The sequence below is a fragment of the Streptomyces sulfonofaciens genome, from assembly GCF_014656295.1.
Taxonomy (GTDB): domain Bacteria; phylum Actinomycetota; class Actinomycetes; order Streptomycetales; family Streptomycetaceae; genus Streptomyces; species Streptomyces sulfonofaciens.
Genome location: NZ_BNCD01000005.1, coordinates 24,130 through 39,157 on the forward strand (window position 1 = coordinate 24,130; position 15,028 = coordinate 39,157).

General features: G+C 72.7%; 9 protein-coding genes. 5 read left to right on the plus strand and 4 right to left on the minus strand.

Annotation, left to right across the window (positions count from 1 at the left end):
• Nucleotides 1-133: 133 nt before the first annotated feature.
• The gene (locus IE313_RS10430) at nt 134-808 is read left to right on the plus strand and encodes an HAD family hydrolase (protein ID WP_189930722.1); all 675 of its coding nucleotides are present in this window, start codon (nt 134-136) and stop codon (nt 806-808) included.
• Nucleotides 809-1,632: 824 nt separating this feature from the next.
• Nucleotides 1,633-6,636 carry an NAD-glutamate dehydrogenase gene (locus tag IE313_RS10435; RefSeq protein WP_189930723.1) on the plus strand — a complete coding sequence of 1,668 codons (5,004 nt, stop codon included), beginning with the start codon at nt 1,633-1,635 and terminating at the stop codon, nt 6,634-6,636.
• 125 nt (nt 6,637-6,761) lie between these two features.
• On the opposite strand, the gene IE313_RS35065 is transcribed toward IE313_RS10435, so the two are convergent.
• The 4 genes from IE313_RS35065 to IE313_RS10455 all read right to left on the minus strand — a co-directional run bounded on the left by IE313_RS35065 (nt 6,762) and on the right by IE313_RS10455 (nt 12,303).
• Nucleotides 6,762-8,999, minus strand: a complete 2,238-nt coding sequence (locus IE313_RS35065; protein ID WP_373316968.1) for a serine/threonine-protein kinase — start codon at nt 8,997-8,999, stop codon at nt 6,762-6,764.
• Nucleotides 9,000-9,332: 333 nt separating this feature from the next.
• Nucleotides 9,333-10,379: a serine/threonine-protein kinase gene (locus IE313_RS10445; protein WP_189930724.1), complete on the minus strand. Its 1,047-nt coding sequence runs from the start codon at nt 10,377-10,379 to the stop codon at nt 9,333-9,335.
• A 156-nt stretch (nt 10,380-10,535) separates the two neighbouring features.
• Complete coding sequence (locus IE313_RS10450) at nt 10,536-11,348, minus strand: ABC transporter ATP-binding protein (protein WP_189930958.1); 813 nt, start codon at nt 11,346-11,348, stop codon at nt 10,536-10,538.
• Between the two features lie 4 nt (nt 11,349-11,352).
• On the minus strand, nt 11,353-12,303 hold the full coding sequence (locus IE313_RS10455; RefSeq protein WP_189930725.1) for an ABC transporter permease: 951 nt from the start codon (nt 12,301-12,303) through the stop codon (nt 11,353-11,355).
• 154 nt (nt 12,304-12,457) lie between these two features.
• On the opposite strand from IE313_RS10455, the gene IE313_RS10460 reads away from it, so the two are divergent.
• From IE313_RS10460 to IE313_RS10470, 3 genes are all read left to right on the plus strand, one after another.
• Nucleotides 12,458-13,174 (plus strand): TetR/AcrR family transcriptional regulator, encoded by a 717-nt coding sequence (locus tag IE313_RS10460; protein WP_189930726.1) that lies wholly within the window; start codon nt 12,458-12,460, stop codon nt 13,172-13,174.
• An 88-nt stretch (nt 13,175-13,262) separates the two neighbouring features.
• Complete coding sequence (locus IE313_RS10465; protein WP_189930727.1) at nt 13,263-14,036, plus strand: class I SAM-dependent methyltransferase; 774 nt, start codon at nt 13,263-13,265, stop codon at nt 14,034-14,036.
• 468 nt (nt 14,037-14,504) lie between these two features.
• Entirely contained in the window at nt 14,505-14,993 is a 489-nt protein-coding gene (locus IE313_RS10470) for a hypothetical protein (RefSeq protein WP_189930728.1), read from the plus strand.
• The last annotated feature ends 35 nt before the right edge of the window (nt 14,994-15,028 follow it).

Consider the following 15,028-nt stretch of genomic DNA (forward strand, 5'->3'; position numbering starts at 1 on the left):
GACCCACGGCCCGCACCCGGCAGCCCTCCCGGGCCCGTAGAGCCGTCCCGAGGCGCCCCGCGACAGCCGCGTTCCTGGCGCACCCCGCGTACGTCCCGGAGGGGATGTCAGTGGCGCGGGGTAGCTTCGGAGGATGGGATCGCACGCAGCGCACATCGTCTGGGACTGGAACGGGACGCTGTTCCACGACACCGATGCGGTGATCGGTGCCACGAACGCCGCCTTCACGGAGATCGGGCTGCCGCCCATCACGCTGGAGACCTACCGTGAGCTGTACTGCGTCCCCGTGCCGAGGTTCTACGAGCGGCTGATCGGGCGGCTGCCCAGTGACGCCGAGTGGCAGATCATGGACGCCGCCTTCCACCGGCACTACGAGCGGCACCGGGTGCGCTGCGGGCTTGCGGAGGGGGTGCAGGCGCTGCTCGCCGGATGGCGGTCGGCGGGGCACAGCCAGTCGATCCTGAGCATGTACATGCATGACGAGCTGCTGCCGCTGGTGCGGGGGTTCGGGATCGAGGCGCACTTCATACGGGTCGACGGGCGCCTCGGGCCCTCGGGCGGGACGAAGGCCGAGCAGATGGTCCGGCACCTCTCCGAGCTGGCGGGGGCGGGCGTGGATCCCTCGCGTGCCGTGGTGATCGGTGACGCGCTCGACGACGCGGTCGCCGCCAGGCACGTCGGGGCGCGGGCGGTGCTCTACACCGGCGGCTCCCACAGCCGTGCGAGCCTGGAGGCGGAGTCCGACGGCGCGCCCGTCGTCGACACCCTCGCGGAGGCAGTCGAGGCCGCGACCCGTCTTGTGGCGTAGCCCTGCGCGGCGTCCTGTGATGCAGGCCCGCGACCCGTCTCGTGGTGCAGGTCCGGGACCGCCCCGTCGCGTGGTTGCGGGAGCCGCCTTGCCGCGCAGGCCCGCGACCCCCTCTCGTGGTGCAGGCCCGCGACCCCGTCCCGCGGCGTGGTTCCGGGAGCCGATCGACCGGCGGAGGCCCCTTGCCGTCACCACCCGCTGCCCGTATTGGCCATGACGTCCAAGAACGCGGGGTCCGGCTGCGCCGTCCGTGCCGTGCCGTCCGTGCCGTGCTGCGCCGTCCGTACCGTGCCGGCGTGTCCGGAACCACATCGGCAGCGGTTGTTTTCGGCCAACCGGGATCCCCCGGATGGAGCAACGTCCGCTCCTCCGCGACGCGTCGGTACGGTCCGGGTTCCGATGGCCGGATCCGATCTCGTGGAGCGGCCTTAAGGCCAGTTCGGCGGGGTGTCGGGGCCGGATCGAACTCACCGAGCACACCGGGAGTGCGGAGCGTTCTCGTGTACATCGCCAAGTTTCAGGGCCGGGATTTGTGTACTCCTGGCCGATGAAGCGTCTCGGTGGGTGGCGTAGCGTGGTGCTGTGATCAGCGCGATATGTCGCGGGGGCCCCGCCCCTGGCCTGCGCCCGGAGAGCACGGGGAAGCACCGTCGCCGGGCTGCTGCTGATCTTCCCGGAGGGGGTTCGGTGGCGGAAAACGCCGAAAAGACCCCGCTCATCTCTCATCGCGGAATAACGTCGACTTTGACCGGATACCCCGCGTCGCGGCGTTACATCTCATCACCTTACGTTACGCAACGGTGCGTGACAGGAGCTAGAGGACAATGCAGACCAAGCTGGACGAAGCCAAAGCCGAGTTGCTCGCACGGGCCGCTCGGGTAGCTGAGAACAGCCCGGCAGGGGGGCACCTTCCGACCGGGACGACGGGCGAGCGGGCCCCGGACGCCCCGGGCGCTCCGGACCAGGACGCCGTGCTTGCGTTTCTCCAGCGCTACTACCTGCACACGGCGGCAGAGGATCTCGCCGACCGTGACCCGGTCGATGTCTTCGGCGCCGCCTTCTCGCACTATCGGTTGGCCGAAAACCGCCCCCAGGGCACGGCCAATGTCCGGGTCCACACACCGACCGTCGAGGAGAACGGCTGGACCTCCAGCCACTCGGTGGTCGAGGTGGTCACGGACGACATGCCGTTCCTGGTGGACTCCGTCACCAACGAGCTGTCCCGCCAGGCGCGCGGCATCCACCTCGTCATCCACCCCCAGGTGGTGGTGCGCCGCGACATCACGGGCAAGCTGCTGGACGTCCTGCCGGCGGAGGCGCCGCAGCCCACGGGCAAGCCGGACCTGCCGCACGACGCGCTCACCGAGAGCTGGATCCACGTCGAGATCGACAGGGAGACCGACCGCGCGGACCTGAAGCAGATCACCTCCGATCTGCTGCGGGTGCTCTCCGACTCCCGTGAGGCCGTCGAGGACTGGGAGAAGATGCGGGACGCCGCGCTGCGCATCGCCGACGGCCTCGCCACCGAGCCCACCCCCGCCGACCTGCCCGACGAGGAGATCGAGGAGGCCCGCGAGCTGCTGCGCTGGCTCTCCTCCGACCACTTCACGTTCCTCGGCTACCGCGAGTACGACCTGCGCGGTGAGGACGCGCTCGCCGCGGTGCCCGGCACCGGCCTCGGCATCCTGCGCGCCGACCCGAAGCACGACGCGAACGAGGAACACCCCGTCAGCCCGTCCTTCAGCCGGCTGCCCGCCGACGCCCGCGCCAAGGCACGCGAGCACAAGCTCCTCGTCCTGACCAAGGCCAACAGCCGCTCCACCGTGCACCGGCGCTCGTACCTGGACTACGTCGGCGTCAAGAAGTTCGACGCGGACGGGAACGTGACGGGCGAGCGCCGCTTCCTCGGCCTGTTCTCCTCCGCCGCGTACACGGAGTCCGTACGGCGGGTGCCGGTCATCCGGCGCAAGGTGCAGGAGGTGCTGCGCGGCGCCGGCTTCTCGCCCAGCAGCCACGACGGCCGCGACCTGCTGCAGATCCTCGAGACCTACCCCAGGGACGAGCTGTTCCAGACCCCGGCCGACGAGTTGCAGGCCATCGTCACCAGCGTCCTCTACCTCCAGGAACGGCGCAGGCTGCGGCTCTACCTCCGCAAGGACGAGTACGGACGCTACTATTCGGCCCTCGTGTACCTGCCCCGCGACCGGTACACCACGGGCGTGCGGCTGCGGATCGTCGACATCCTCAAGGAGGAGCTGCACGGCGCCAGTGTCGACTTCACCGCCTGGAACACCGAGTCCATCCTCTCCCGGCTGCACTTCGTGGTCCGCGTCGCGCCCGGCACCGAGCTGCCGCTGCTCAGCGACGCCGACCGGGACCGCATCGAGGCCCGTCTCGTGGACGCCGCGCGAAGCTGGGACGACGGCTTCAGCGAGGCGCTGAACGCCGAGTGCGGCGAGGAGCGGGCCGCCGAACTGCTCCGCCGCTACCAGGGCGCCTTCCCCGAGGGCTACAAGGCCGACCACTCGCCGCGCGCGGCGGTCGCCGACCTGGTCCACCTGGAGAAGCTGAACGGCGTACGGACCGCGGGCGGCGGGAAGGGCCGCGGCCCCGCGAAGCAGGACTTCGCGCTCTCCCTCTACGAGCCGGTGGGCGCGGGACCCGACGAGCGTCGCTTCAAGATCTACCGGACCGGCGGCCAGGTCTCGCTCTCCTCCGTCCTGCCGGTGCTCAGCCGCCTGGGCGTGGAGGTCACCGACGAGCGCCCCTACGAGCTGCGCTGCGCCGACCGTGAGACCGCGTGGATCTACGACTTCGGGCTCCGGATGCCGGGGCCCACCGGCACCGTCGGCGACTACCTCGGCGACGACGCCCGCGAGCGGTTCCAGGAGGCCTTCGCCGCCGTGTGGACCGGGCAGGCGGAGAACGACGGCTTCAACGCCCTCGTGCTCGGCGCCGGCCTGACGTGGCGTGAGGCGATGGTGCTGCGCGCCTACGCCAAGTACCTGCGCCAGGCGGGCTCGACGTTCAGCCAGGACTACATGGAGGACACCCTCCGCACCAACGTGCACACCACCCGGCTGCTGGTCTCCCTCTTCGAGGCCCGGATGGCACCGGAGCGGCAGCGCGCGGGCACCGAGCTGACCGACGGCCTGCTCGAGGAGGTGCAGGGCGCGCTCGACCAGGTGGCCAGCCTGGACGAGGACCGGATCCTGCGGTCCTTCCTGACCGTCATCAAGGCGACCCTGCGCACCAACTTCTTCCAGGAGGCCGGAGCCGGGCGGCCGCACGGGTACGTCTCCATGAAGTTCGACCCGCAGGCCATTCCGGACCTCCCGGCGCCCCGGCCCGCGTACGAGATCTGGGTGTACTCGCCGCGGGTGGAGGGCGTCCACCTGAGGTTCGGCAAGGTCGCGCGCGGCGGACTGCGCTGGTCGGACCGGCGCGAGGACTTCCGTACCGAGATCCTCGGCCTGGTCAAGGCGCAGATGGTGAAGAACACGGTCATCGTGCCGGTCGGCGCCAAGGGCGGCTTCGTCGCCAAGCAACTGCCCGACCCGTCCGTGGACCGCGAGGCGTGGCTCGCCGAGGGCATCGACTGCTACCGGACGTTCATCTCGGCGCTGCTGGACATCACCGACAACCTGGTGGCCGGCGAGGTGGTGCCCCCCGACGACGTGGTCCGGCACGACGAGGACGACACCTACCTGGTGGTCGCGGCGGACAAGGGCACCGCGACCTTCTCCGACATCGCCAACGAGGTCGCGCAGAACTACAACTTCTGGCTGGGCGACGCCTTCGCCTCCGGCGGCTCCGCCGGGTACGACCACAAGGGCATGGGCATCACCGCGCGCGGCGCCTGGGAGTCCGTGAAGCGGCACTTCAGGGAGCTGGGCCACGACACCCAGACCGAGGACTTCACGGTGGTCGGCGTCGGCGACATGTCCGGAGACGTCTTCGGCAACGGCATGCTGCTCAGCGAGCACATCCGGCTGGTCGCCGCCTTCGACCACCGGCACATCTTCATCGACCCCACACCGGACGCGGCCACCTCCTACGCGGAGCGGCGCCGCATCTTCGAGCTGCCCCGCAGCTCCTGGGCCGACTACGACAAGTCGCTGCTCTCCCCCGGCGGCGGCGTCTTCCCGCGCTCCGCCAAGGCCATCCAACTCAACAGCCACATCCGCGGAGCCCTGGGCATCGAGGGCAACGCCCCCAAGATGACCCCGGCCGACCTGATGCGCGCCATCCTCAAGGCCCCCGTCGACCTGCTCTGGAACGGTGGGATCGGCACCTACGTCAAGGCGAGCACCGAGTCGCACGCCGACGTCGGCGACAAGGCGAACGACGCCATCCGCGTGGACGGCTCCGATCTGCGCGTCCGGGTCGTCGGCGAGGGCGGCAACCTCGGCCTCACCCAGCTCGGCCGGATCGAGTTCGCCCAGCGCGGCGGCCGCGCCAACACCGACGCGATCGACAACAGCGCCGGGGTGGACACCTCCGACCACGAGGTCAACATCAAGATCCTGCTCAACGCCGTCGTCGCCAACGGCGACCTGACCGTGAAGCAGCGCAACAAGGTCCTCGCCGAGATGACGGACGAGGTCGGCTCGCTGGTGCTGCGCAACAACTACGCACAGAACATCGCGCTGGCCAACTCCGTCGTCCAGGCGCCCTCGCTGCTCCACGCCCACCAGCGCTTCATGCGCCGCCTGGAGCGGGAGGGCCATCTGGACCGGGCCCTGGAGTTCCTGCCCACCGACCGCCAGATCAAGGAGCGGCTCAACGCCGGCCGCGGCATGAGCCAGCCCGAGCTGGCCGTGCTGCTCGCCTACACGAAGATCACCGCCGCCGAGGAGATCATCGGCACCAGCCTGCCGGACGACCCGCACCTGCGGCAGTTGCTGCACGCCTACTTCCCGCAGGCGGTGCGCGAACGGTTCACGGAGCAGATCGAAGCCCACGCACTGCGCCGCGAGATCATCACCACCCTGCTCGTCAACGACACCGTGAACACCGGAGGCACCACCTTCCTGCACCGGTTGCGCGAGGAGACCGGGGCGTCGCTGGAGGAGATCGTCCGGGCGCAGCTCGCGGCCCGGGAGATCTTCGGCCTGGCCGCCGTCTGGGACGCGGTGGAGGATCTCGACAACGTGGTCGAAGCCCAGGTGCAGACCCGGATCAGGCTGCACTCACGGCGGCTCGTGGAGCGCGGCACCCGCTGGCTGCTCAACAACCGGCCCCAGCCGTTGCAACTCACCGAGACGGTCGACTTCTTCGCCGAGGGCGTGGCCCGGGTCCGTGCGGAACTGCCGAAACTGCTGCGCGGCGGCGACGCCGAGTGGTTCCAGTCCCTGCGCGACGAGATGAGCGGCGCGGGCGTGCCGGACGAGCTGGCGGAGCGGGTCGCCGGGTTCTCGTCGGAGTTCCCGACGCTGGACATCGTCGCGGTCGCGGACCGGATGCAGAAGGACCCGCTGGAGGTCGCCGAGGTCTACTACGACCTCGCCGACCGCCTCAACATCGCCCGCCTCATGGACCGCGTCGTCGAACTGCCCCGCACCGACCGGTGGAAGACCATGGCGCGCGCCTCCATCCGAGAGGACCTGTACGCGGCGCACGCGGCGCTCACCGCGGACGTGCTCGCCGCCGGCGACGGCACGGCGACGCCGGAGCAGCGCTTCAAGGCATGGGAGCAGAAGAACGCGCCGATCCTGGGCCGCGCCAGGAGCACCCTGGAGGAGATCCAGAGCTCGGACTCCTTCGACCTGGCCAACCTCTCGGTGGCGATGCGGACGATGCGGACGCTGCTGCGCACGCATACCTGAGGCGGTACGCGGAGCCTTCCGCCCTGCCTGCCTCCTGCCCTGTCCGGCCCGCTCACGCGGCCGGGCAGGGCGGGAGGCAGGGTGCCGCGCCGGGCGGGCCACCGCCGCGTACGCCGCTCAGGTCCTCAGTAGTCGATCGACCACAACGTCACCCTGCCGACCACCGTGGGCGGCTGGGAGTCGTACTGGGCGGGTGTGACGGTGGTGAGCTCGAACATGGCGAGGTTGCCGTCCCGGGTGATGGTGCACAGCCGGTCGCCCTCGTTGAGCGTGCTGTTCTTCCTGCCGATCTGGCCGGCGTCGATCTCGCTCGGCAGCGCGTCGGTACCGGCGCCGGTGGCGCACTCCTGGGGCGTGTCGCCGGCGCTCTTGCCGAAGGTGGTGTAGAACTCCCAGCCGTTGTCGAAGGACGAGACGCTGAAGTCCGCGATCTTGTCGTCCATCTGGCCCTTGGTGTCCAGCTTCGGCTCGTCGAGGTCGACGTCCGTGGTGTCGTACGTGCCCGGGGTGCGGATGGTGAGGGACCTGTCCTTGAAGATCAGCTTGTAGGCGGCGTCCTTCGGAGGAGCGGACGCGGGTGCCGTGCCGGGGCTCTGCGTGCTGCCGCCTTCGCCCTGCCCGCCGGAGGCGCCGTCCTGGCCGTCGTCCTGCGGGCTACCGCCGTCGGCGGCCGGGCCCGTGCTCTGCCTGCCGCCGTGGCCGCCGTGCGCGCCGGTGTCGCCCTTGTCCCTGCCGAGCAGCCAGACGGCGGTTCCCGAGCCCGCCGCGACCGCCACGACGAGGACGGCGGCGAGCAGGACCAGGCGTCCGCGGCGGGACCCCCGCTGCGGCGGTGCGCCCGCGGCCGTGCCCCCTGGCCGCGCCGGACCGCCGGGCACCGCACCCGGCCCGAAGCCGGGTCCGGGCCCGAAGCCGGGCCCGAAGCCGGGCCCGAAGCCGGGCCCGGGTCCGGGCCCGTGGCCGGTCACGGCCGGGCCGGTGCCGAACTGCCGGGTGCCGTCGGGCGCGGCGGACGTCCCGTGCGCGTGCGGATAGCCGTACCCGGGGCCCGCGGCTTCCGCAGCGGGGGTGGGCGCGGCGGGGTAGCCGTAGCCGGGCCCGGCCCCTGCCGCGCCGGTGCCCGGTGCCGCGGCCGGGTGGCCGTGGGCGGGGGCGGCGGGGCCCTGGGCGGCCGAAGGACGCGCCCCGGGCGGGGTGCCGGTCGGCGGCGGGGCCGCGGGGCCCTGCACCGCGTCGGCGGGCGGCGCGGCCGGAACGCCGGGCGCCGAGGGCGCGCCCGACGGGGCGGCCGTGCCCGGCCGCGGAGCCGCGGACGGTACCGGCGGTACCGCGGGCGGCGGGGTGGCGGGCGCACTCGCGGCGGGCCCCGGGGCGGGCGGTACCGGAGCGGCCGACGGCATCCGCGGGGCGCCGGGCGGCAGACGGGGGCCGGCCGGCGGCGGCGGTGTCCGTGCGGCCTCCTCGCGCCGGGCGATCTCCGCGGCCAGGGGCTCAGGCAGCCAGCCCCTGATGTCGTTGAGGGCGCGTCCGGCCGCCTCCTGGCAGCGTCCGGCCAGCTCGTCGGGGCGGATCCGCTCGGCGGGATCCGGGGTCAGGCACCTCTGGAGGAGGTCACGCAGCTCCTGCGGGTACACGGAGAGGTCCGGCGGACGGTGAGCGGTGTTGGCGATCTGGGCGGCGATGGTGATGGCACCGCCGTCGCCGTAGGGATGGCGGCCGGTGGCCGCGACCGCGGCGATCAGGCCCAGTGAGAAGACGTCGGTGGGCGGGCCGACCGGATCGCCCAGGGCGTGCTCGGGGGACATGTACTGCGGGGTGCCGATGAGGCCGCCGCTCTGCGTCAGTTGGGTGGCGTCGGCCGCGCGGGCGATACCGAAGTCGATCACGTACGGGCCGTTGGGCCCGAGCAGGATGTTGCTGGGCTTGAGGTCGCGGTGCACCACGTCCGCGGCGTGGATCGCGGTCAGTGCCCGTGCGGCGCAGCCCACCAACTGGAAGACGGCGGACAGCGGCAGCGGGCCGTGCGCGGCGAGCGCGTCGTGCAGGGGGATGCCCGGGATGAACGTCGAGGCCAGCCAGGGGAGTTCGCCGGTGGTGTCGTGGTCGACGACGGGCACGATGTGGTAGCCCTGCACGCGTCGCGCCGCCTGCACCTCCTGCTCGAAGCGCCGCCGGAAGTCGGCGTCCTGGCCGTACTCGCGCCGGATCACCTTGAGCGCGACCGGCTGGCCGCCGCGGGTGTGCGAGAGGTAGACGGTGCCCATGCCGCCCTCGCCGATCCGGGCCAGCAGGCTGTAGCCGGAGGCCGTGCGCGGGTCCTGCGGACCGAGGGGACTCAGGATGTCGCCCGTGCTGCCAGAGATGGGAGCCTCCCCCGATGGATGCCGACTCTGTTACCGGGCGCTTTCGCGGGCCGCGTCCGGAGCATGCAGAGCTTACGACACGTCAGTGGTCGCCGAGGTTCCCGTGCGGTACGGCCTTCGCGACCGGTCGGTACCGGCGCGGGCCGTGCTCCCCGAGGGGGCGCGGGGAGCCGCGCGGGCGACCGCGATGTGCTGAGGTGGGCCGCGGTGGGCCGTCGGCGCGAGCCCGCCGCGGTGGGTGGCAGGCCGTCGGTGCGAGCCCGCCGCGGTGGGCGGGCGGGCAACCGGCTCGGGCCCGGCGTGCGGTCCCGCAGCCCGTTGTTCGGTGGCGGGTCAGGGGGCGGGCCGGACGTCCCTGCGCACCCGGCGGGCCCACTCGGAGGCCGGCTGGGCCTCGGAGTCCGTCACCGTCAGCGGTGCGGTCGCCGGAAGGGAGCGCACGGTGGGGGCTTCCGCGAAGGCGCTGAGGCCGGCCAGGGCCTGCTCGACGCGCGTCACCTCCGCGGCCAGCGGCCCGGGCAGCCAGCCGGTGAAGTCGCGGACGTCCTGGCGCGCGGCGCCCGCGCAGAGCTCCGCGAGCCCGGCGGCGGAGGGGCGGCGGGCGGGCCAGGCGGCCAGGCAGCCCGCGACGACCGCGCGCAGCGGTTCCGGGACGCCGTCCAGGGCGGGGGGTTCGCGGTCGGTGCCCGCGATGCGCGCGGCGATCGCGAGACCGTTGCCCCGGCCGTAGGGGTGGTGCCCGGTGGCCGCCTCGGCGGCGAGCAGGCCGAGCGCGAAGACGTCGGACGCGGGCGTGACCGGACGGCCCATCGCGTGCTCGGGCGACATGTAGCGCGGCGAGCCCACCAGCCGGCCCTTGGTGGTGAAGGTCGTGGTGCCCGCGGCCCGTGCGATCCCGAAGTCCAGCAGCCAGGGGCCCTCCGCGGTGAGCAGGAGGTTGCCCGGCTTGACGTCCCGGTGCACGATCCCCGCGGTGTGCACCGCGTGCAGGGCGGTGGCCGCGCAGGCCAGCAACTGGAGCGTGGTGGGCAGCGGCAGCGGGGCGTGCGCATCGAGCGCGGCGTCCAGGGGGACGCCGGGGACGTAGCGGGTGGCGAGCCAGGGCTGCTCGCCGTCGGCGTTGTGGTCCACGACCGGGATGACGTGGTAGCCGGAGACCCGGCGGGCGGCCGCCACCTCGCGGCTGAACCGCTCGCGGAACGCGGGATCGCCGGCGTACTCGCGGCGGATGAGCTTGACGGCGATGGGCTGTCCGCCGCGGGTCCTGGACAGGTAGACGGTGCCCATGCCGCCCTGGCCGATGCGGGCGTGCAGCGGGTAGCCGGCTATCTGCCTCGGGTCGTCGATCCTGAGTGGTACGGGTACGGGTGCCGCGCCCATCTGCTGTGCCCCTCCGTCGAACGGTGCTCATCGGAGCGTAGCGCGGCGCCCCGCCGTGCGCCGCCGCCGTGCACGGCACTCCCGGACCCCGCCGTGGGCACGAGGGGCAACAAGGGGGAACGAGGGGAAAGGCGGGAGGAGCAGGCGGCCGCGTGCCTACTTCTTCGTGAACGCCTCGTACTCCTTCAGGACCTCCTCCGTGGGCCCGTCCATGCGCAGCTCGCCACGCTCCAGCCACAGCACGCGCTCGCAGGTGTCGCGGATGGACTTGTTGTTGTGGCTGACCAGGAAGACCGTGCCGGCCTCGGCGCGCAGTTCGCGGATGCGCGCCTCGGAGCGGCGCTGGAAGGAGCGGTCACCGGTCGCCAGGGCCTCGTCGATGAGGAGGACGTCGTGGTCCTTGGCGGCGGCGATGGAGAACCGCAGGCGGGCGGCCATGCCGGAGGAGTAGGTGCGCATGGGCAGCGTGATGAAGTCGCCCTTCTCGTTGATCCCGGAGAAGTCGACTATCTGCTGGTACCGCTCCTTGATCTGCGCCCGGGACATGCCCATGGCGAGGCCGCCGAGGTGCACGTTCCGCTCGCCCGTGAGGTCGTTCATCAACGCGGCGTTGACGCCGAGCAGCGAGGGCTGGCCGTTGGTGAAGATCCGGCCGTTCTCCACCGGGAGCAGCCCGGCGACGGCCTTGAGCAGCGTGGACTTCCCGGAGCCGTTGGTGCCGATCAGGCCGATGGCCTCGCCCTTGTAGGCGGTGAACGAGACCTTCCTGACCGCGTGCACGGTCCGCACGCCCGACGCCTTCGCGGCGGCGCCCGGCCGCAGGATGCGGCTGAGCGCGGCGGTGGCGCTGCCCCGGCCGCCCTTCGTGCCGTTGACGCGGTAGACGATGTCGACGTCGTCGGCGATCACGGTGGGGACGCGTTCGCCGCTCCGCGCGGCGTCCTGCGTCCCGGTTTCGGTGTGAGCCATCGTGTCAGCCACGGCCGTACGTCTCCTCCGCCTGCCAGAAGTAGATGAACCCGCCGACCCCGGCGAGCAGGGCCCAGCCCGCGGCCAGCGCCCAGACATGGGGCGGCAACTGGCCGGCGTGGAAGCTGTCGATGAGCGAGAAGCGCATCAGGTCGATGTAGACGGCGGCCGGGTTGGCCTGCAGCAGCAGCTTGACGATCTGGGGGATGTCGCGGCCCGAGAGCATCCTGTCGATGCTCCACATCACCCCGGACGTGTACATCCACGTACGCAGCAGGAACGGCATGAGCTGGGAGAGGTCAGGTGTCTTGCTGCCCAGCCGCGCCATGATCAGGGACAGCCCGGCGTTGAAGACGAACTGGAGCGTGAGCGCGGGTATCGCCAGCAGCCAGGAGGGGGCCGGCGGCACACCGAAGCACAGCAGGATCACGACCAGCGCGCACATCGAGAACAGCAGTTGCTGGAGCTGCTGGATGCAGTACGAGATCGGCAGCGACGCACGCGGGAAGTGCAGGGCGCGCACCAGCCCCAGGCTGCCGGAGATGGCACGGGTGCCCGTCTGCACGGACTGCTGGGTGAACGTCCACACGAACACGCCCGTGACCAGGAACGGGACGAAGTCCGGCACGTTCCGCTTGGTGCCCAGCAGGATGCCGAAGATGAGGTAGTAGACCGCGGCGTTCAGCAGCGGGGTCATGATCTGCCACACCTGGCCAAGCTTGGCCTGGCTGTACTGGGCGGTCAGCTTGGCGGTGGCGAACGCGGTGATGAAGTGCCGCCGCTGCCACAACTGGACCACATAGGCGGGCAGGCTCGGACGGGAGCCGCTGACGGTGAGGCCGTACCGGGCGGCGAGTTCCGCGGGAGTGGGGGCGGCGGCCCGGGCGGTGGCCGCCCCCGAGCCCTGGGGGGAGGGCTCCGCCGGGGACGGCGGCGTGTCGAGTACCTGACTCACATCCGTTTGCTTTCGCTCGGGGAGGGGTGAACGATGTTCCGGCCCCGTGTGCGACGTCGTGACCGGCACGTCGCGACGGTTCCGTATCGTCGCAGCGTCGAGAGTAGAACGTGCTTCCGTCGGAACGCAACCGTTTCGTTGTAACGTCGTATCTATGCTGTCCTCCATGACGACGTCCCCGACCGACCCCACGGAACCCACGGAGCCGGCCGGATCCCCGGCGGGCCCGGCGGACGGGGCGGCAGCGTCCGGCACCGGGAGGACGGCCGACGCGCCCCGGCCGCGGCGGAGGGTGCCGGCGGGCGCGGCCGTGCTGCGGGCGGAGAAGACGGAGGCGATCCGGACGGCGGTCTTCGAGGAGCTGGCGGCCGTGGGCTACGGCCGGATGTCGATCGAGGGCATCGCGCGCCGCGCCGGGGTCGGCAAGACCGCGGTCTACCGGCGCTGGCGCTCCAAGCTGCACCTGGTGCTCGACCTGGTGTCGGCGCTGGCGGTGCAGGGCCTGCCGACGCCGGACACCGGTTCGCTGGAGAGCGACCTCAGGCTGCTGTACGAGCTGACCGCCCGCGCGCTGCGGCACCCGGTGGCCTCCCAGATCATCCCCGACCTCCAGGCGGAGGCGGCGCGCAACCCCGACATGGCCGACGCCCTGCAGAAGGCGCTGCGCCAGGGCCAGGCGTCCGTGGCGAGCGGCATCGTCCGTGCGGCGGTGCAGCGCGGCGAGCTCGCCGCGGAGCTGGACGAGGACCTCGCACTCGATCTGATCTCGGGCCCGCTGTACTGGCGGGCGGTGGTCGTGCGGGCGAAGCAGCCCAAGGGCTACCTGGCCAGGCTGGCGGGCGCGACGGCCGCGGGACTGCGGGCGCTTTAGGGGGCCGCCGCCGTTGGGGGGCGCAGCGCCGCTGGAGGGGGTCACCGCGCCACTGGAGGGCTGCCGTGCCGTGCGGCATGCTGGTCCGGTGACCGTGGACTTCGGCAGGACCTCGCAGGACTACGCCCGCTACCGGACCGTGTTCCCGCCCGAGTTGTTCACCCGGCTGGCCGCCATGGGCGTGGGCCGGGCCGGGCAGCGGGTCGCCGACCTGGGCACCGGCACCGGGGTGCTCGCGCGCGGCTTCGCCGCGGCCGGCTGCGCGGTGACCGGCGTCGACATCGCGCCGAAGCTGCTGGAGGAGGCCCGCGGGCAGGATGCCGCGGCCGGCCTTGAGGTGGCCTACCGGTGCGCACCGGCCGAGGACACCGGGCTGGCGGGCGGGGCCTGGGACGTGGTCAGCGCGGGCCAGTGCTGGCACTGGTTCGACCGCCCGCGCGCCGCCGCGGAGGCGCGCCGCCTGCTGGTCCCCGGGGGCGCGGTCGTGGTCTGCCACCGCGACTACCTGGTGCTGCCCGGGAACGTCTGCGAGGCCAGCGAGGAACTGGTGCTCGCGCACCACCCGCAGTGGCCCCTGGCCGGGGGCACCGGCATCCACGCGGAGTGGACCCTCGACATCCTCCGGGCCGGCTTCGGGGGCCTGGAGACGTTCAGCTTCGACGTCGAGGTGCCCTTCACCCACGAGGCGTGGCGGGGCCGCATGCGCAGTTGCAACGGCGTCGGCGCGAGCCTGCCCGAAGCCGGGGTCGCCGCGTACGACTCCGACCTTGCCAGGCTGCTGGACGAGCGCTTCCCCGAGGAACCGCTCATGGTCCCGCACCGCATCTGGGCCCTCGTCGCCCGGCGCGGCCCGCGGGACTAGGACCGGCACGTTCCGCACCCGCCACGACGCCCGCTCGCGCCCCTTGTACGCGCGGGGTTCCGGCACGTCGGAGGGTGGGAGGCCGGAGCCGCGGCTCTCCCGGGTGGACCGGGTCCGAACCCGGCCCCGGGGGCGGCCAGGCACACGTCCGTGCGGCCCCGGCGCTCGCCGGCCCCGCGGCCCCGGCGCGCCGGGGCCGCGACGGCGCACGAACCGCGCTCGTGCGGGATCCTGGGGGTACGCATACCGGCGGGCGGCTCGACGGCCGGTGTGTGCGGCCCTCTTCGAACTCGCGCTCGTAAGAAGGGAAGTCAGCGTATGACGAGGCGGCGCTCTCATCCGCACTTACGCACGAACCGCCCATCTCCCCGCCGCCGGCGAACGCCCGCGGGGAGCGGGGACGGACCGGGCGCCGGTTGGGCCGCGAAGGCCACCGGCCTCTGCACCTTCCTGGCCCTGGCCGCAGCGGTGGTGGCCCAGTATCTGGGCCTCTGGAAGGATCTCTTCGGCCATCCCGGGCCCCCGCCGAGTGCGTCCGCTCCGTCCGCCCCCGCCCGCTCCACGGCGGTCTGCGGCCATGCGGACGGGGACGTCGTCCTCGAACCGGTCGGGAAACCCAGCCGGTCAGCGGCGCACGTGGTCGCCACCGTGTCCTGCGTCCTCGCGCCGGGCGACCATCTCTCCTGGGTGGTGCGCAAGGTCACCGGTACGGCGGCCGATCCGCATGTGCACTGGACACTGAGGTGGGACCTGGACGAGGGCCCCGGGCGATACACCTACGACGCCGTGCTGAGAACCACCGACCCGGGCTCGAAGCGAGAGGTGTCCGTGGTGTTGATGGACGGCGGCACGTACCGGAACGTGAAGCAGACGAGGGACCCGCAAACGAATTACGTGGCGATGCCCTCACCGGCGCCCGTCGTGTCGAACTCGGTGCTCATCACGACACCCCGGTGAGCCCCGGCGGCCCGCGGTCGGCAGGACGGCCGGGC